Annotated in this window: 16 protein-coding genes and 3 riboswitches; of the genes, 9 read left to right on the top strand and 7 right to left on the bottom strand. The window is 74.0% G+C overall.

Going from position 1 to position 16,767, the window contains the following annotated elements:
• Positions 1-72: 72 nt before the first annotated feature.
• Positions 73-134: riboswitch (cobalamin riboswitch) on the bottom strand.
• Between the two features lie 159 nt (positions 135-293).
• The 3 genes from V1351_RS05335 to V1351_RS05325 are packed head-to-tail and all read left to right on the top strand — an operon-like array spanning position 294 to position 3,645.
• On the top strand, positions 294-1,391 hold the full coding sequence (locus tag V1351_RS05335; protein WP_338751436.1) for a cobalamin biosynthesis protein CobG: 1,098 nt from the start codon (positions 294-296) through the stop codon (positions 1,389-1,391).
• A complete protein-coding gene (locus V1351_RS05330) occupies positions 1,388-2,056 on the top strand; it encodes a precorrin-8X methylmutase (protein ID WP_338751434.1) in 669 nt (222 codons plus the stop codon). Before V1351_RS05335 ends, V1351_RS05330 begins: the two co-directional genes overlap by 4 nt.
• Complete coding sequence (locus V1351_RS05325) at positions 2,053-3,645, top strand: precorrin-2 C(20)-methyltransferase (protein WP_338751432.1); 1,593 nt, start codon at positions 2,053-2,055, stop codon at positions 3,643-3,645. The genes V1351_RS05330 and V1351_RS05325 overlap by 4 nt, the downstream gene beginning before the upstream one ends.
• 24 nt (positions 3,646-3,669) lie before the next feature.
• On the opposite strand, the gene V1351_RS05320 is transcribed toward V1351_RS05325, so the two are convergent.
• Positions 3,670-4,227, bottom strand: coding sequence for an acyl-CoA thioesterase (locus V1351_RS05320; RefSeq protein WP_338751430.1), 558 nt, complete (start codon positions 4,225-4,227; stop codon positions 3,670-3,672).
• A gap of 162 nt (positions 4,228-4,389) precedes the next feature.
• Here V1351_RS05320 and V1351_RS05315 point away from each other — a divergent pair, with 162 nt between their 5' ends.
• Positions 4,390-4,836 carry a DinB family protein gene (locus tag V1351_RS05315; protein WP_338752467.1) on the top strand — a complete coding sequence of 149 codons (447 nt, stop codon included), beginning with the start codon at positions 4,390-4,392 and terminating at the stop codon, positions 4,834-4,836.
• Positions 4,837-4,922: 86 nt separating this feature from the next.
• On the opposite strand, the gene V1351_RS05310 is transcribed toward V1351_RS05315, so the two are convergent.
• The 6 genes from V1351_RS05310 to cbiE all read right to left on the bottom strand — a co-directional run bounded on the left by V1351_RS05310 (position 4,923) and on the right by cbiE (position 9,718).
• Positions 4,923-5,819 (bottom strand): energy-coupling factor ABC transporter ATP-binding protein, encoded by an 897-nt coding sequence (locus V1351_RS05310; RefSeq protein WP_338751429.1) that lies wholly within the window; start codon positions 5,817-5,819, stop codon positions 4,923-4,925.
• On the bottom strand, positions 5,816-6,568 hold the full coding sequence (gene cbiQ / locus V1351_RS05305) for a cobalt ECF transporter T component CbiQ (RefSeq protein WP_338751427.1): 753 nt from the start codon (positions 6,566-6,568) through the stop codon (positions 5,816-5,818). Before cbiQ ends, V1351_RS05310 begins: the two co-directional genes overlap by 4 nt.
• Positions 6,565-6,900, bottom strand: a complete 336-nt coding sequence (locus V1351_RS05300; RefSeq protein WP_338751425.1) for an energy-coupling factor ABC transporter substrate-binding protein — start codon at positions 6,898-6,900, stop codon at positions 6,565-6,567. Before V1351_RS05300 ends, cbiQ begins: the two co-directional genes overlap by 4 nt.
• Positions 6,893-7,567 carry an energy-coupling factor ABC transporter permease gene (locus tag V1351_RS05295; RefSeq protein ID WP_338751423.1) on the bottom strand — a complete coding sequence of 225 codons (675 nt, stop codon included), beginning with the start codon at positions 7,565-7,567 and terminating at the stop codon, positions 6,893-6,895. The genes V1351_RS05300 and V1351_RS05295 overlap by 8 nt, the downstream gene beginning before the upstream one ends.
• Positions 7,568-7,599: 32 nt before the next feature.
• Positions 7,600-7,718: riboswitch (cobalamin riboswitch) on the bottom strand.
• Positions 7,716-8,498, bottom strand: coding sequence for a precorrin-4 C(11)-methyltransferase (cobM, locus tag V1351_RS05290; protein WP_338751421.1), 783 nt, complete (start codon positions 8,496-8,498; stop codon positions 7,716-7,718). Its footprint overlaps the riboswitch before it by 3 nt.
• Positions 8,495-9,718, bottom strand: coding sequence for a precorrin-6y C5,15-methyltransferase (decarboxylating) subunit CbiE (gene cbiE, locus V1351_RS05285; RefSeq protein ID WP_338751419.1), 1,224 nt, complete (start codon positions 9,716-9,718; stop codon positions 8,495-8,497). The genes cobM and cbiE overlap by 4 nt, the downstream gene beginning before the upstream one ends.
• 6 nt (positions 9,719-9,724) lie before the next feature.
• A riboswitch (cobalamin riboswitch) is annotated at positions 9,725-9,866 on the top strand.
• 52 nt (positions 9,867-9,918) lie between these two features.
• Here cbiE and V1351_RS05280 point away from each other — a divergent pair.
• The 5 genes from V1351_RS05280 to V1351_RS05260 are packed head-to-tail and all read left to right on the top strand — an operon-like array spanning position 9,919 to position 16,766.
• On the top strand, positions 9,919-12,042 hold the full coding sequence (locus tag V1351_RS05280) for a VWA domain-containing protein (RefSeq protein WP_338751417.1): 2,124 nt from the start codon (positions 9,919-9,921) through the stop codon (positions 12,040-12,042).
• Complete coding sequence (gene cobO / locus V1351_RS05275) at positions 12,042-12,656, top strand: cob(I)yrinic acid a,c-diamide adenosyltransferase (protein ID WP_338751415.1); 615 nt, start codon at positions 12,042-12,044, stop codon at positions 12,654-12,656. Before V1351_RS05280 ends, cobO begins: the two co-directional genes overlap by 1 nt.
• A gap of 5 nt (positions 12,657-12,661) precedes the next feature.
• On the top strand, positions 12,662-15,208 hold the full coding sequence (locus tag V1351_RS05270; protein ID WP_338751413.1) for a cobyrinate a,c-diamide synthase: 2,547 nt from the start codon (positions 12,662-12,664) through the stop codon (positions 15,206-15,208).
• On the top strand, positions 15,205-15,972 hold the full coding sequence (gene cobA, locus V1351_RS05265) for a uroporphyrinogen-III C-methyltransferase (protein ID WP_338751411.1): 768 nt from the start codon (positions 15,205-15,207) through the stop codon (positions 15,970-15,972). Before V1351_RS05270 ends, cobA begins: the two co-directional genes overlap by 4 nt.
• Positions 15,969-16,766 carry an adenosylcobinamide-GDP ribazoletransferase gene (locus tag V1351_RS05260; protein WP_338751409.1) on the top strand — a complete coding sequence of 266 codons (798 nt, stop codon included), beginning with the start codon at positions 15,969-15,971 and terminating at the stop codon, positions 16,764-16,766. Before cobA ends, V1351_RS05260 begins: the two co-directional genes overlap by 4 nt.
• Position 16,767: the final 1 nt, after the last annotated feature.

The following is a 16,767-nucleotide window of genomic DNA, read 5'->3' as shown; positions in this document are numbered from 1 at the left end:
CTTGAGCGGGGTTCCGCGCCCCGCGGTCGAAGGGAGGGACCCGCGCCGGGTGCGCGGGCCGGCCGCCCCGGCGTGTCTGACTCGCGAGGTGTCGCTCACAGTGGCGGGACCGTCCCGGAATCGCACCGGGTTCCGCGCAGTGCGGCCGGGGCCACCCTAGCCCGACGAATAGCCGCCCCTCACCCCCGGCACAGCGAACGGGGCCCGAGCAGGGCGAGCGGCACGACGGCCACGCCATCTCGTCGACGTCGATCGATCGGCGTCGACGAAGCGGCCGCGTAGGCTCCTGCGCCGTGACCACCTCAGTGCCCTCCCGCGGCGGCGCCGACCGCTGCCCGGGACTGCTCACCCCCTTCGTCGCCGAGGACGGTGCGATGGTGCGGCTGCGGGTGCCGGGCGGCCGGCTCGAGGCGCAGACGTTGGCCGAGATCGCTTCTCTCGCAACACGTTTCGGTGACCCGAACCTCACGCTGACTTCCCGTGGCAGCCTGCAGGTGCGCGGCCTGCCGACCCCGCTCCCCCGCCAGTTCATCGCCGCGATCGACGACCTCGGGCTGATCCCCTCCGGCCCCCACGACACGGCACGCAACATCGTCGCCGACCCGGATGCCCGGCTCGACGACCTCGTCGCCGACCTCGACGCGGCGCTCCTGGCCGACCCGGCGCTCGCCGGGCTGCCGGGACGCTTCCTGCTCGCGGTGGCCCGGCCGGGAGGTCCCGTCCTCGCGGAGCCGTGGGACGTCGGGATCGTCGACGACGCGGGGTCCGCCCGGGTCGTCGTGGACGGCCGCTGCGTGCAGGTCCCCCGGGGCAGGGCGGCGCCGACGGCGCTCGAGGTGGCGCGGCGCTTCCTCGCCGCGCGCGCCGACGCCCGGACGTGGAACGTCCGCGACCTGCCCGAGGACGCCCGGGCGGACCTGCTGCCGGCAGGGATCCCCTTCGTCGGCGCGATCGATGCCCCGCCGGCGCCCGGGCCGTTGGGGGACGACCTCGTCGCACTCGTGCCGCTCGGGCTGCTGACGCCCGACATGGCGGCATCCCTCACCGGCATGGTGCGCCTCACCCCGTGGCGTTCGATCGTCGTGCCGGGCGGGGCCGCGCACGTCGACGAGCTCGAGGCGGCCGGCTACGACGCCTCCCCCGACTCCCCGTGGACGGTGCTCACCGCGTGCGCGGGCGCCCCCTCGTGCGGTCGGACGACGACCCGCACCCGCGACCTCGCCCGGGAGGCGGCCTCCGTCGTCGACGTCGATGGACCCCCCGTCCACGTCATCGGATGTGAACGCGCCTGCGGTCACCCCGCCCGGGGGCACACACTGTCCCTCAACCCCACTACCGCTGCGGACGTCGTTGCCGCACAGAGCTCCCCACGAGACGAGAAGGACCCATGACCTCCCTTCGCCAGCCGCCTCGGCGCTACGACTACATCACCGACGGGCAGGAGATCTACCGCCGATCGTTCGCCACGATCCGGCAGGAGTGCGACCTGACCGCGCTACCGGACGACCTGCACGGGGTCGCGACGCGGATCATCCACGCAGCCGGGGACACCGACGTCACGGAGCACATCGCCGCCCACCGCGAGGTCGTCGGGTCCGCCCGGGAGGCGCTGGCCGCCGGGGCGCCGATCCTCACCGACAGCAACATGCTCGCCTCGGGGGTGACACGGCGCCGACTGCCCGCGGACAACGAGGTGGTGTGCACGCTCCGCGACGAGCGCGTGCCCGGCCTGGCCTCTCAGTGGGCCACGACCCGCGCCGCTGCCGCCGTGTCCCTGTGGGCCGAGCGGCTCGAGGGAGCGGTGGTGGCGATCGGCAACGCCCCGACGGCGCTCTTCCACCTGCTGGAGATGCTCCACGACGGGGCGCCTCGACCGGCCGCCATCGTCGGCATGCCGGTCGGCTTCATCGGCTCGGCGGAGTCGAAGATCGCGCTCGAGGAGCATCACCTTCGTGGTGGACCGGTCCCCTGGCTCGTCGTCCACGGCCGCAGTGGCGGCTCGGCGATGGCCGCGGCCGCGCTCAACGCCCTGGCGAACCCCGACGAGCTGGCATGAGCGGGGACATGACCACAGGGCGCTTCTACGGGGTGGGCATCGGCCCCGGCGACCCCGAACTGATCACCCTCAAGGCCGCCCGGCTCATCGGCGAGGCCGATGTCATCGCCTACCACGCGGGCGCCGGCAAACAGTCGATGGCGCGAGGGATCGCCGCCGACCTCATCTCCGAGGCAGTCATCGAGGAGGAGCTGCGCTATCCGGTGACGACCGGCGTCACGGACCACCCGGGGGGGTACTACGGAGCGCTGGCCGACTTCTACGACGAGTGCTCCGACCGGCTCGAGGCGCACCTGTCGGCCGGGCGGACCGTCGTCGTCCTCGCCGTCGGGGACCCGCTCTTCTTCGGGTCCTTCATGTACGTCCACGACCGGCTCTCCCCGCGTTATCCCACCGAGGTCGTCCCGGGCATCACCTCGCTGTCGGCGGCCACCGCGGCCGTGGCGACCGGGCTGTGCCGGCACGAGGACACCCTCACCGTGCTCCCCGGGACGCTCGCCGTCCCCGAGCTCGCCCGTCGCCTCGCCGACACCGACGCGGCGATCATCATGAAGCTCGGCCGCACCTTCGCCGGCGTGCGGGAGGCGCTGCGCCGGGCCGGGGTGCTCGAGCGCGCGGTCTACGTCGAGCGGGCCTCCGGGGCGGGCGAGGTCGTCCTTCCCGCGGCCGAGGTCGACGCAGGGCGCGTGCCGTACATGTCCCTCGTCGTCGTCCCCGGCGAGGGACTGCGCGACGACGCGGCGGGCCGCGCCGCGGACGTCGCCCGGATGACCGCCGGCACCGGCGAAGGGGAGGTCACTCCGGCCCCCGAGGTGCGAGGAACGAGCCTCGACGGGGCTGCCGCGGGCACGGTCCACGTCGTCGGACTCGGCCCCGGACCGGACCACTGGCTCACCCCGCAGGCCGCGGAGCTGCTCGCCCGGGTCGACCACGTCGTCGGCTACGCCCCCTACGTGGCCCGCGTGCCCCAGCGCGAGGGTCTGACCCGGCACGCGAGCGGCAACTCCGTCGAGCTCGACCGCGGGCGGCTCGCGCTCGACCTCGCCCGGGGTGGCGAGGACGTCGCGCTCGTCTCCGGGGGTGATGCAGGGGTCTTCGGGATGGCGACGGCGCTCTTCGAGTCGCGGGAGGCGGCGCTCGTCGACGATGCCGAGTTCGCCGACGTCCCGGTACGCGTCGTGCCCGGGGTGACCGCCGCCCACGCGGCGAGCGCCCTGGTCGGCGCCGTCCTCGGTGGCGACCACGCCCTGGTCAACCTCAGCGACAACCTCAAGTCGTGGGAGGTCCTCGCCGCACGGCTGACAGCCCTGGCGACCAACGACATCTCGATCGCCCTGTACAACCCGCGCTCCCGCTCCCGGCCGGACACCCTCGGCCGGGCACGGGACCTGCTCGTCGAAGCGGTCGGCCCGGAGCGGGTCGTCGTCGTGGCCCGGCACGTGGGGCGCGAGGAGGAGTCGGTCGTCGTGACGACGCTCGGGGGGCTGGACGTCGAAGTGGTCGACATGGGGTGCCTCGTCATCATCGGCGCTTCGACCACGCGGGTCACCGAGGACGGGCGGGTGTGGACGCCGCGCTCGGTCCGGTAGGGGCGGTCCGCGTCCCGGCTCCGGTCAGTCCCAGAAGGGCGGCGGCCCGGCAGGTGCGTCCGCTCGCGGCGACGGGAGGCGGGAGCCGTCTGCCCACCCCGTCGCCCACTGCGGCACGTGCCGGGGCGGCGGGTCGATCCCGAGCAGGCTCCACAGACGGTCGGTGTCGACGCCCTTGCCCTTGTGCAGGAAACGCATCCGCACCAGCGTCTGCGCGCAGACCTGGCCCTCGACGACGAAGCGCTGCTCGCAGTACACGCTGACCCGGTCCCATCCGGCGAGGACGCTCTGCAACTCGTAGGCCTGCATCGGTGCCAGCGAGGTGCGGAAGGTCATCGTCTCCTGCATGACGACCGGCGATACGCGGCGGCGCAGCAGGGCCCGGACCCACCCGGAGCGGATCATCAGGTCGATGCGCCCGAGATCGGCCATCGAGAAGTAGACGCCGTTGTTCATGTGGCCGGCGAAGTCGATGTCATTGGGCAGCACTCGCAGGGGCAGGGTCGCCGGCGCACCCGGCGCGACGGCGCCCCGGCGTGTTGAGGTCGCCACGGCCCAGACGACGCGGAAGAAGCGGTTCATGACGACATGCTGCCCGATGCCGCGACTGCGACGACCCCCCGAAACCCGGTGCCCGAGTGTGACCATGGCCACGATCCACGGCACTGACGATCCGGTCGCTACGCTCGTCGAGTGGCCCCTACCGCGTCCGATCCGTCCTTCCACGCCCCGCTGCGCGCGCAGATGGACGCGTTCGTCGACGAGCACCGTGAGGCCCTGGCAGCGAGCCTCCACGGCTTGACGGACGAGGAGGCCCGGATGCGGCTCGTCCCGTCGAGGACGTCGCTTCTCGGCCTCGTCCAGCACGCGACCTTCGTCGAGCGGGTGTGGTTCGAGGAAGCCGTCACCGGCCGCAGCCGAGCCGAGCTCGGCATCCCCGCGACGCCGGACGACTCCTTCGACCTGACCCCCGACGCCACCATCGCCTCCGTCCTGGCCGCCCATCGCGCGGCCTGCGACGCCAGCCGGGCGGCGGTCGCCGAGCTCGACCTCGACGACCTGGTGACCGGCAACCGACGCGGCCCGCTCCCCCTTCGCTGGGTCCTGCTGCACGTGCTGCGCGAGCTCGCCCAGCACGCCGGGCACGCAGACATCCTCCGGGAGCAGGTGCTGGCGGCCCGCGAGGGATGAGCTGGCCGCCCGCGAGGTGTGAGCTGGCCGCTCAGCACGAGTTACCCCGTCTTCGCAAGGGTTTGGGACTCGTGCGAAGGCGGGGATTATCGGGTCGCCCGAGAATCGTGAGGCCACTGTGACGGCGCCACCACGAGCACCGCAGCCACCTCGGCGGACGTGCGGGGCCAGCCGGCACCAGAGGGGTCGACGCCCATCTCGCGCAGGAGCTCGACCGACCACGGTGGGCGCAGTCGGGCGGCGCGGACGAGGTCGGTGTCGGTGAGGGCGTCGGACACCTCGCCCTGGTGGACGACGCGGTCGACGACCAGGGCCACCTCCTCGGCCCAGCGCCAGGCGAGGTCCACGTCGTGCGTCGAGAGCACCACGGTCGTGCCGTGGGCCTCCAGGGCGGCGAGGGCGGCGAGCATCTCCTGGACACCGGCCGGGTCGAGGCCAGCGGTCGGCTCGTCGAGGAGCAGCACCTCGGGATGCATGGCGAGCGCTCCGGCCACGGCCACGCGCTTGCGCTGCCCGAAGGAGAGGTGGTGCACGGGCCGGTCGGCGAGCGACCCGAGGGAGAGCACGGCCAGCGCCTCGTCGACGCGCGCGGCGACCTCGTCGGTGGGCAGGCCGAGGTTGGTCGGCCCGTACCCGACGTCGCTGCGCACGTCGGCGCTGAAGAGCTGGTCGTCGGGGTCCTGCATGACCAGCTGGACCCGCTGGCGGTGCGCGGTCAGCCCGCGCCGCGAGTGCTGCAGCACCGCACCCCCGGAGACCACGGATCCCTCGTCCGGTCGGTGGCTGCCGGCGAGGACCCGCAGCAGGGTCGTCTTCCCCGAGCCGTTGGCCCCGAGGATCGCCAGACGCCGCCCCGCCCCCACGGTCAGATTGACGCAGTCCAGCACCAGCGGCGCGCCCGGGTAGCCGGCATGGACGCCGCGCACGGCCACGGCGGTGTCGACGTCGTCAGGTGGGGTCCACGACCCCAGTCGGTGACTCACGACAGACCTGCTCTCAGGGACAGGGCAGCGAGGGACAGCACCATGACGGCCCCCACGACGACGAAGGGGGTGGACACGGCCCGGGCGGGCACGAGCGGCACGGTCCCGACTCCACCACGACCCGCCAACCCCTCCTCGAGGCGACGGGCGCGGTCCCAGGCGGTGACGAGCACGGCGGCGCACAACTGGCCCAGGGAGCGACGCGCGGCCCGACCGGACGCGTAGCCCAGCCGTCCGGCCTGGGCGGAGGAGATCGCCGTCGCGCTGGCGAGCAGCGAGAAGATCAGCCGGTAGGTCACTGCCGCGATGTCGACCGCGACCTCGGGTACACGCATCCGCCGCATCCCGGCGAGCAGGTCGACCATCGGGGTCGTCGCTGCGAGCAGGATCATCGCGCTCGTGGCGGCCAGGGCACGGCCGGCGACGAGAAGGGCACGCGAGGCGCTCCCTTCGTCCACGCCGACCGGGCCCCAGCTGATCAGGTCACCGGGGCCGAGGGTCACCGCGATGGTGACCGCCCCGATGACGATGAAGACGAGCGGACCGACCATCGAGCGCAACCAGAGACCGATCGGCACCCGGGCCACGAGTGCCAGCCCGACGGCACACACCCCGACGCCACCCGCGACGACGAGCGAGGTCGTCGTCGCGGCGACGAGGAGCAACCCCACGCACACGAGGGCCTTCTCCAGCGTCGAGCGGGTCCGCCACGGGGAGGACCACGCTGCGTCGTCGAGGGTCAGTCTCATCCGGAGGCTTCGGCCGTCCTCGGGGCCCGGGCCGGGCGGCCGCGCAGGCGGCCGAAGACGTACCCGAGGGCGACTCCACCCAGACCTGCCTGCAGGGCGAAGAGACCGGACTCGATCTCACCGCCGGCGGGTGGCATGAGCGGCTCGAACCACGGCTCGTGGCCGGCTTCCTCCAGCTGTGTGGTGGCGGCGGCGTCGGACCCGCCGAAGGCTTCCTCCTCGCCCGCAGCGGCCCTGCCGCCCAGGAGGAGGGCCACGGCCATCAGGACGACGACGGCCGCGAGGACGATGGCGACGCCGCGGCGTCCGAAGGTCAGGGTGGATTCACGCACGGGCGGCCTCCTTGGCGTCGGTCGGCAGGACGGCGAGCTCGTCCATCTCGGGGCGCGCCCACGAGATGAGGGCGTTGAGCAGCAGCACGCCCACCAGGCCCTCGACGATCGCCAGCGGGATCTGGGTGACGGCGAAGATGCCGAGGAAACGACCCCAGGCCTCGACGAAGCCCCCTTCGGGATAGGCGAGGGCGAGCTGCGTGGCGGTCGTGACGTAGGTGGCGAGGTTGGCCATCGCGACACCGACGAAGACGCGCACCATGAACGGTGCGGCGGCCAGCAGCCGAAAGAGCCCGTAGCCGACCCACGGCCCGACGACCGCCATGGAGAAGACGTTGGCGCCCAAGGTGGTCAGCCCACCGTGCGCGAGCAGCAGCGCCTGGAAGATCAGCACGATCGTGCCCAGGAGTGCCATCACCGGCGGGCGGAAGATGATCGCGCCCACGCCGGTCCCCGTCGGGTGCGAACTCGAGCCGGTGACGGAGGGGAGCTTGATCGCCGACATGACGAAGGTGAAGGCGCCGGCGGCACCGAGCAGCAGCCGGGCGGACGGGTTCTCCCGGACGATGCGGGTGGCACTGCGCGTGCCGTGGATGACGAAGGGGGCGGCCACCGCAGTCCATGCGACGGCGTGCGCGGGGGGCAGGAAGCCCTCGGCGATGTGCACGAGTAGCGCTCGCTTTCTCCGGGATGACGCGTCCCGGCAGTCCTGCCATCGCCCTGAGTTCCTGACTCGCGGAGAACCCGCTCACAGTGGCGCGACCGTCCCGGTTTCTCACCGGGTTCCTCAACAAGAGGCGATGGCGAGGCTGACCTTAGCGGAGCCCACCGGGAGTGTCAGCACCCGTCTCATCGAGCGCAGCGACACGGGCGCAGGAGTAAAGGTGGGACTCGGTGAAGTCCTCGGCCCGCAGCGCCCACCCGACGACGATGACGGCGGCCTGGCGCAGGTCGTGGGCCTCGACCTGCTCGGCGATGTCGGCGAGCGTGCCGCGCAGGAGGATCTCCTCGGGCTGCTCGACGCGGTAGGCGACCGCGACCGGGCAGTCGGCGCCGTAGTGCGCGGTCAGGCGGGCGGCGAGCTCCCGGGTGCGGCGGATCGCCAGATGGAGCACGAGGGTGGCGCCGGTCGCGGCGAAGGTCTCGAGCGACTCCCCCGTCGGCATCGCGGTCGAGTCGCGCTGGGCGCGGGTGAGGACGACGGACTGGGCGACCTCCGGCACGGTCAGCTCACGCCCCAACCGGGCGGCGGTCGCGGTCCAGGCGGAGATGCCGGGGGTGATGTCCCACGGGATGCCGCGCTCGTCCAGGCGCCGGGTCTGCTCGGCGATCGCCGAGTACACCGAGGGGTCGCCGGAGCAGAGCCGCGCGACGTCCTCGCCGCGCTCGTGGGCGGCGGCGATCTCGGCGGTGATGCCGTCGAGGTCGAGGGTCTGGGTGTCGACGAGTCGAGCACCCTCGGGGCAGTGCTCGAGCACGGCGGCGTCGAGGTAGGTCCCGGCGTAGAGGCACACCGGGCTCGCGGCGAGCAGCCGGGTCGCGCGGACGGTGAGCAGGTCGGCGGCGCCGGGCCCGGCGCCGATGAAGTGGACGGTCATGACTCTCCTCGGAGTGCGGCCAGCTGGACGACGGCGCGAGCCGGCGTCCACGAGAGGTGGCGTCCCAGGGGGACGGCCCGTTCGACGGTCAGACGGGTCAGGTCGCCGCCGGTCCACGCGTGCGCACCGACGAGGACGGCCTCGCCGTCGAGCGTGACGGCGTGGGAGACGAGACGACCGCCGGGACGAAGGGAGGACCACGCCCTCGTCAGGAGCGCCTCGTTCCCGCCGCCGCCGACGAAGACGGCGTCGGGCGGTGTCAGGGTCGTCAGGTCGGTGGTCGCGGTGTCGTCGTGGAGCACCTCGACCCGACCGGCGAGGCCGAGCGCGGCGGCGTTGTCGCGGATGCGCTGGGCGCGGGCCTCGTCCCGCTCGACGCAGGTCGCGGTGGCCCGGTCGGCGGCCAGGCACCACTCGAGGGCGATCGTGCCGTTGCCGGCGCCGAGGTCCCACAGGTGCGCTGCGGGGGTCGGTCGCAGCCGGGCCAGGGCGCTGGCTCGCACGTCGCGCTTGGTCACCTGCCCGTCGTGCGCGACGAAGTCCTCGGCGCGGCCCGGCACCGTGCCGACCGAGGACATGGCCGCCGCATCCTCAGAACGCACCTGCAGGCAGCACACGACGAGGTCGGCGGTGGCACCGGCGACGGCGTCCGCGCGGGTGGCGAGGGCTCCTTCGTCCGGACCGCCTAGGTGCCATCGCGCGGTGAGCTGCGTTGCGCCCCATCCGTGCTCGGTCAGCAGCCCCCCGAGGCGAGCCGGGTCGAGACCGTCGGAGCAGAGCACGACGATCCTCGCCCCGGACGCGAGGTGGGGCAGCACCGCGCGCAGGTCACGGCCGACGGTGGTGACGACGCTGGTCTCCTCGGCCGACCAGCCCTGCCGGGCTCGGGCGAGGGTGTCGGCGGAGAGCGCGGGGTGGATGCGCACCCGGTCGGCCCCGAGCAGCTCGATCAGGGTCGTCCCGATGCCGGAGCGCAGGGGGTCGCCGCTGGCGAGGACGACGACGGCGCCGCGGCCCGCGGCCGTGTCGAGGAGACCGGGCAGTGCCGGGCGAAGGGGGCTGGGCCAGGCCACCAGATCGGCGCCGGCGGCGGTGTGTCCGGCCACGAGGGCCAGATGCCGGCGGCCCCCCAGCACGGTGGTGGCGTCGCGGACGAGGCCGCGCCTGCCCTCGTCCAGGCCGACCCAGCCGTCATCACCGATACCCACGACGTCGATCACGGACGCCAACCATAGGCCCACCCCGACCTGTGGCATGCTGACGTCCGGCGCAGCCAACCGAGGAATCCGGTGCGAATCCGGAGCGGTCCCGCCACTGTGAAGGCCCCGTGGGCCAAGCCAGGACATCGGTCTGCGCTCGTCGGAGCGAACCCGCCCGGCGACGTCGTACGGCGAGCGCGGACACTCGCCAGGAGGCACCAGTGACCCGTCCCGGCTCCATGCCCAGCTATCCCTTCACCGCCCTCGTCGGCGCCGACGAGCTGACCACCGCACTCGTGCTCAGTGCCATCGCCCCGGAGATCGGCGGTGTCCTCGTCCGGGGCGAGAAGGGCACCGCCAAGTCCACCGCGGTCCGTGCCCTGTCCTCGGTCCTGCCCGAGCAGCACGTGGCCCGCGACTGCCGCTTCGGGTGCGACCCCGAGCGCAGCGAGGACTGCCCCGACGGGCCGCACTCCGGTCCGTCCACCACCCGGCCGGCGCGCCTGGTCGAGCTGCCGGTGGGCGCCACCGAGGACCGCGTCGTCGGCTCCCTGGACCTGCGCCGCGCCCTCGGTGAGGGAGAGGCCACCTACCAGCCGGGCCTGCTCGCCGAGGCGCACCGCGGGATCCTCTACGTCGACGAGGTCAACCTGCTGCACGACCACCTCGTCGACGTGCTCCTGGACGCAGCAGCCATGGGGCGCAACACCGTCGAGCGCGACGGCGTCTCGATCTCGCACCCTGCCCGGATCACCCTCGTCGGGACGATGAACCCCGAGGAGGGCGAGCTGCGCCCGCAGCTGCTCGACCGCTTCGGCCTGACCGTGCACGTCGCCGCGAGCCGCGACCCGCACGAGCGGGCGGAGGTGGTACGTCGACGGTTGGACTCGGATGCCGACCCGGTGGGCTTCGCAGCGCGGTTCGCCGAGTCCGAGGCCGAGCTGACCCAGCGCCTGGCCACGGCCCGCGAAGCGGTGCGCCACGTCCGTCTCGACGCAGGCACGCTGCAGACCATCGCCCGCGTCTGTGCCGGATTCGACGTCGACGGCATGCGTGCCGACATCGTCACCGCCCGCACCGCCGCCGCCCACGCCGCGTGGCAGGGCCGCGAGAGCGTCACCCGCGCGGACATCCGCGCCGCGGCACTGCTCTCGCTGCCGCACCGCCGGCGCCGGGCCCCCTTCGACGCGCCAGGGCTGGACGAGGACCTGCTCGACCGACTGCTCGACGAGGAGCCCGAGGACGACCCGCCCGGTGGCGGCGAGGCCCCTGACGACGGCGACGGCGACGACCCCCAGGACACGCCGCCGCAGGACCGGCCCACCGGACAGGACGGCCGGAGCAGCACCACGGACGGCCCGACGTCCCCGCCACGGGGGAACAGCGCCGATCCGGACCCCGCCTCGTCGAGCACCGAGCAGGAGGTGTCGAGTGACCGGGAGGGCCCCCCTTCGCCCGAGTCCGGACCCGAGGAGACGGACGACTCCGCGCCCACCGGCGGCATGGCGGCCCCGGTGGGGACCGCGAGCGCCGAGCAGCCCTACCGCGCACGACGGCTGGAGCTGGCCGGAGTCGGTGCGGGCCCGTCCGGGCGCCGCTCCCCCGCCCTGACCCCGCGCGGTCGCACCGTCGGCGTCCACCCCACCGGGCAGGAGCCGGCGGGTTCACCCGTCCACCTGACCGCCACCCTGCGGGCCTCCGCGGCACGCCGCGCGACCGGACTCGGTCCCGCCCGGGTCACCGGCGCCGACCTGCGCCACGCGGTCACCCGCGGCCGGGAGGCCAACCTCGTCCTGCTCGCCGTCGACGCCTCCGGCTCGATGGCCGCCCGCAAGCGGATGAGCGAGGTGAAGACCGCGGTGCTGTCCCTGCTGCTGGACGCCTACCAACGGCGCGACCGGGTCGGGCTGATCACCTTCCGCGGCACCGGCGCCGAGGTCGCGTTACCACCGACCTCATCCGTCGACGCCGCGGCCGCACGGCTGGCCGACCTGCCGCACGGTGGCCGCACCCCCCTGGCAGAGGGCCTGAGCGAGGTCGCCCGGGTCGTCGCCCGTGAACGGGTGCGTGACCGCACCCAACGCGCCCTCGTCGTCATCGTCACCGACGGTCGGGCGACGGCCGGCACGGACGCCCTCGTGCGCGCCCAGCGGATCGCCGACGCCTGGGGATCGACGGCAGAGACCGTCGTCGTGGACTGCGAGTCCGGACGCTTCCGGATGGGCCTGGCCGCCGACCTCGCCGGGCGCATGGGCGCCGAGCACATCCCCCTCGAGCAGGTCGCCGCCAGCGGCCTCGTCGAGATCGTCACCGACCGCACCAGCCCCCGAAGGAGCGCCGCCTGATGGCCCAGGGACGCACGCCCATCACCCCCGACGACGGACTGACCACGCGCCAGCGCCGCCACTCCCCGCTCGTCGTCGTCCACGGCGGCACCGGCAAGGGCAAGTCGACCGCCGCCTTCGGGCTGGGACTGCGTGGCTGGAACCAGGGGTGGGCCATCGGCGTCTTCCAGTTCGTCAAGTCCGCGAAGTGGCGGATCGGCGAGGAGGAGGTCTACAAGACCCTCGGTCGCGTCCACGAGGAGACCGGCGAAGGGGGTCCCGTCGAGTGGCACAAGATGGGCTCCGGCTGGTCCTGGTCGCGCAAGGCCGGCACCGAGGAGGACCACGCGGCCGATGCCCGCGAGGGGTGGGCGGAGATCAAGCGCCGCCTCGCGCAGGAGACGCACACCGTCTACGTGCTCGACGAGTTCACCTACGTCCTCACGTGGGGTTGGGTCGACGTCGACGACGTCGTCGAGACCCTGACCAACCGACCCGGCTACCAGCACGTCGTCATCACCGGCCGCGACCCGCACCCGAAGCTGCTCGAGATCGCCGACGTCGCCACCGAGATGACGAAGATCGCCCACCCCTTCGACCGCGGGCAGAAGGGTCAGAAGGGCATCGAGTGGTGAGTGTGGTGTCGCCGTCGGATCCGGTGGGCACCCCCCTTCCCCGCCTGCTCGTCGCCGCCCCGGCCTCCGGGCACGGCAAGACGACGATCGCGGTCGGGGTCATGGCGGCGCTGGCCCGCCGTGGCCTGGCCGTGGCGCCGGCCAAGGTTGGGCCCGACTACATCGACCCCGGCTACCACGCGCTGGCGACCGGGCGGCCGAGCCGCACCCTCGACCCGTGGCTCGTGGGCGAAGGGAGGGTCGCTCCCCTCCTCGCCCGCGGCGCCACGCACCCCCACCGCGCGGACATCGCCGTCATCGAGGGCGTCATGGGTCTGCTCGACGGGCGGCTGGGCACGGACGGCTTCGCCTCGAGCGCGCACGTCGCCGCCCTGACGCGGACCCCCGTCGTGCTCGTCGTCGACATCTCCGCCACCTCCCGGACCGTCGCGGCCACCGTGCACGGGCTCGCGACGATCGACCCGCGGCTCGACGTGGTCGGGGTCGTGCTCAACAAGGCCGGCACTCCCCGGCACGGCCAGGAGGCCCGGCGCGCCGTCGAGGCCGTCGGGGTCCCCGTGCGGGGGGTACTCCCCCGCGACGCCGCGATGCACGTCCCCTCGCGACACCTCGGGCTCGTCCCCGCAGCCGAACGCTCCTCGGCCGCAGCGTCCCTCGACCACATCGCGACCATCGCCGAGCAGCACATCGACCTCAACGCGCTGCTTCCGGCGGCCGATGCGGCACCCGATCTGGAGGTCGAGCCGTGGTCGCCCGAGCTCGTCGTCTCCTCCCAGATCAGGGCCGGAGCGAGCCGACCGGTCGTCGCGGTCGGCGGGGGGCGGGCCTTCACCTTCCGCTACCCGGAGACCGTCGAGCTGCTCGAGGCGGCCGGGGCCCGGGTGGTGGAGTTCGACCCCGCGCGGGACGAGTCGCTGCCCGAGGGGACGTGCGGACTGTATCTCGGCGGGGGGTTCCCCGAGGTGCACGCGCGCTCGTTGGCGACGAACCGCCCTCTCGTGGAGCAGATCCGCTCAGCCGTCGCCGCCGGGTTGCCGACCGTGGCCGAGTGCGCGGGCATGCTCTACCTCGCCGAGGCTCTCGAGGGACACCCGATGGTCGGTGCGGTGCCGGCCCGGGCGGCCATGGGGCGCCGGCTCACCCTCGGCTACCGGGAGGCCGTCTCGGTGACCGACTCGGTGCTCGGCCCCGGCGGCACCCGCGTCACCGGCCACGAGTTCCACCGCACGCGGACCACTCCCGTTGCCGGGTCCCCGGCCGCGTGGTCGCTCGACGGGCGCGAGGAAGGCTTCGCCCTGGACCCCGCCGGCACCGGCCGCGCGACCCTCGTCGCGTCCTACCTGCACACCCACTGGGCGGGCTCCCCCGGCCTGGCCGCGTCCTTCGTCGCCTCCCTCCCCCGACGAAGTGCTGCAGGCTCTAGTTCGTATGGCCAGCAGCACCACGAGGTGCTGCTGGCTCAACGAAGTGCAGCCAGCAGCACTTCGTATCGGGAGGCGAAGGGGGATGACACCGGCGATCCGCTGCGTCACCACGGGGACGTCGAGGTCGCGGACGACCTGATCGACCTCGCGGTCAACGTCCGGCTCACCCAGCCGCCTGAGTGGCTGGCCGCGGCGCTGGTCGACGAGCTGGCCTCTGTCGCGACCTACCCGGATGCCACCCGGGCGCGCGACGCGATCGCCAACCGCCACGGTCTGGCCCGCGAGCAGGTGCTCCCCACCAGCGGCGGTGCCGAGGCCTTCACCCTGCTGGCCCGCGCACTCACCCCGCGCGACGCCGTCGTCGTGCACCCGCAGTTCACCGAGCCCGAGGCCGCCCTCGTCGCTGCCGGGCACGCCGTTCGCCGGGTGCTGCTGCGCCCTGAGGACGACTTCGCACTCACCGCCGAGACGATCGAGGAGATCGGCGACGCCGACCTCGTCGTCATCGGCAACCCGACCAACCCGACCGGCGCTCTCCACCGGGCCGACGCCCTTCGCCCACTCGTGCGGGCCGGGCGGGTACTCCTCGTGGACGAGGCCTTCATGGACACCGTGCCCGGAGAGACCCAGTCGCTCATCCCCGGCGACCTCACCGGCCTCCTCGTCGTGCGCTCGCTGACCAAGACGTGGGCCGTCGCCGGCGTCCGGGCCGGTTACGTCGCCGGCGACCAGGACCTCGTGGCGACCCTCGCGAGCCACCAGCCGCACTGGTCGGTCGGCTCGCTCGCGCTGCGCGTGATGACCGAGACGGCCGCCCCGCACGCCCGGGCCGAGGCCGATCAGGCCGCCGACGAGCTGACCCGGTGGCGCGCTCACCTGACCGCCGGGCTGGCCGGGCTCGGCGTCCCGACGACCGGGACGCACGCCCCCTTCGTCCTCGCCCGGGTCGGCCCCGGCGTGCGCGAGGACCTGCGGGCTGCTGGGTGGGCGGTGCGCAGGGGGGATACCTTTCCCGGGTTGGACCCTTCGTGGGTGCGGATCGCCGTCCGTGACCCGCACACCATCGACGGCCTGCTGCGCGAGCTGGGTCGGATCCTGCCCCGACGAGAGCACACGAGGACCGCATGAGCACCAGCAGCCCACCGACACCCACCGGACGGGTCCTGCTCGTCGGCGGCGGTCCCGGCGACCCGGGCCTGCTCACCCTCGCCGGCCGGGACGCGCTCGCCGTGGCCGACGTCGTCGTCACCGACCGGCTCGCACCGCTGGCCGCCATCGCCCAGCACGCCCCGCAAGCGGAGGTCGTGCACGTCGGCAAGATCCCGCGCGGCGAGTTCACCCCGCAGGAGCGGATCAACGAGATCCTCCTGACGCACGCCCGCGCCGGCCGGACCGTCGTGCGCCTCAAGGGCGGCGACGGCTACCTCTTCGGCCGCGGCGGCGAGGAGTGGCAGGTCTGTACCGAGGCGGGCATCGCCGTGGAGGTCGTCCCGGGCGTCTCCTCGGCCTTCGCGGTGCCCGCCCTCGCGGGCATCCCGGTCACCCACCGCGGTCTGTCCCAGGGTGTCGCCGTCGTCTCCGGGCACGTCGCCCCCGAGGACCCGCGCAGCGAGGTCAACTGGGCGGCGTTGGCCACCTCCGGGCTGACCATCGTCGTCCTGATGGGCGTGGCCACCCTCGGCCCGATCGCACAGGCGCTCGTCGACGCCGGGCTCGACCCGGCCACCCCCGCCGCGTCCATCGCCGACGGCGCGAGCCCGGACCAGCGGGTCGTCCGGGCGCCCCTGTCCCGGATCGCCACCGTGGCCGACGAAGGGCGGATCGCCCCGCCCGCGATCACCGTCATCGGGGACGTCGTGGCAGCCTTGGCCGGCATGGAGGACCTCGGGTGAACACGACCGGCGACGGGCTGCGACTCGCCCTGGGGACCTTCACGAGGATCCCCAGCGGCACGGTCACCCTCGATGCCCGCACGGCTCGTGCGGCGCTGCTGCTCGCCCCGGTCGCGGTGCTGCCGCTGGCACTCGGCGCCGGGCTCGTGGCGGCGAGTGTCGAGCTGGGCCTGCCACCCCTCGTCGCCGCGGGACTCGTGCTCGTCGTCCTCGCGTACGGCTCGCGGGCGATGCACCTCGACGGGCTCGCCGACGTGGTCGACGCGCTCGGTGCCGGGTTCGACCGCGATCGCGCCCTCGACGTGATGCGTCGTGGAGACGTGGGGCCGATGGGTGCCGCCGCCCTCGTGCTCACGCTCCTGTTGCAGGCCGCCGCGATCACCGACCTGCTCGGCGCCGGGTGGCGCGGCGCCCTCGTCGTCGCGGCCGCCGTGCTGCTGTCACGGTCGGTGTGCGCGCGTCTCTGCGCGAGGGACACCACCCCGGCGGCGGGGTCCCGGATGGCCGCGGCCTTCGTCGGCACGGTGCCGGTGGCCGCCGCCGGTGCCCTCGCGCTGTCGATGGCCGGTGTCCTGGCCCTTGCGACCCTTCCCCAGCTCTCCCTCCTCGAGGGTCGGGACCTGCTGCGCGGCGGCCTCATGGTGCTCGTCGCCGTCGTCCTCGGGCTGCTCGCCCCGACCCTCCTGCGCGACAAGGCCGTCGCCGTCCTCGGCGGGATCAACGGCGACGTGCTCGGCGCCGCCGTCGAGGTCACCTTGACCACCACCCTCGTCGTGCTCACGCTGGCCTGGTGAG

Origin of the sequence: Janibacter sp. A1S7 (assembly GCF_037198315.1) — a bacterium.
GTDB lineage: Bacteria > Actinomycetota > Actinomycetes > Actinomycetales > Dermatophilaceae > Janibacter > Janibacter alittae.
This window is presented reverse-complemented; position numbering and strand designations above follow the sequence as displayed.

Coding starts and splice junctions, on each gene's coding strand:
- V1351_RS05330 (WP_338751434.1), top strand. CDS start 1,388: ATGACCTCCCTTCGCCAGCCGCCTCGGCGCTACGACTACATCACCGAC.
- V1351_RS05325 (WP_338751432.1), top strand. CDS start 2,053: ATGAGCGGGGACATGACCACAGGGCGCTTCTACGGGGTGGGCATCGGC.
- V1351_RS05320 (WP_338751430.1), bottom strand. CDS start 4,227: ATGAACCGCTTCTTCCGCGTCGTCTGGGCCGTGGCGACCTCAACACGC.
- V1351_RS05315 (WP_338752467.1), top strand. CDS start 4,390: ATGGACGCGTTCGTCGACGAGCACCGTGAGGCCCTGGCAGCGAGCCTC.
- cbiQ (WP_338751427.1), bottom strand. CDS start 6,568: ATGAGACTGACCCTCGACGACGCAGCGTGGTCCTCCCCGTGGCGGACC.
- cobM (WP_338751421.1), bottom strand. CDS start 8,498: ATGACCGTCCACTTCATCGGCGCCGGGCCCGGCGCCGCCGACCTGCTC.
- cobO (WP_338751415.1), top strand. CDS start 12,042: ATGGCCCAGGGACGCACGCCCATCACCCCCGACGACGGACTGACCACG.
- cobA (WP_338751411.1), top strand. CDS start 15,205: ATGAGCACCAGCAGCCCACCGACACCCACCGGACGGGTCCTGCTCGTC.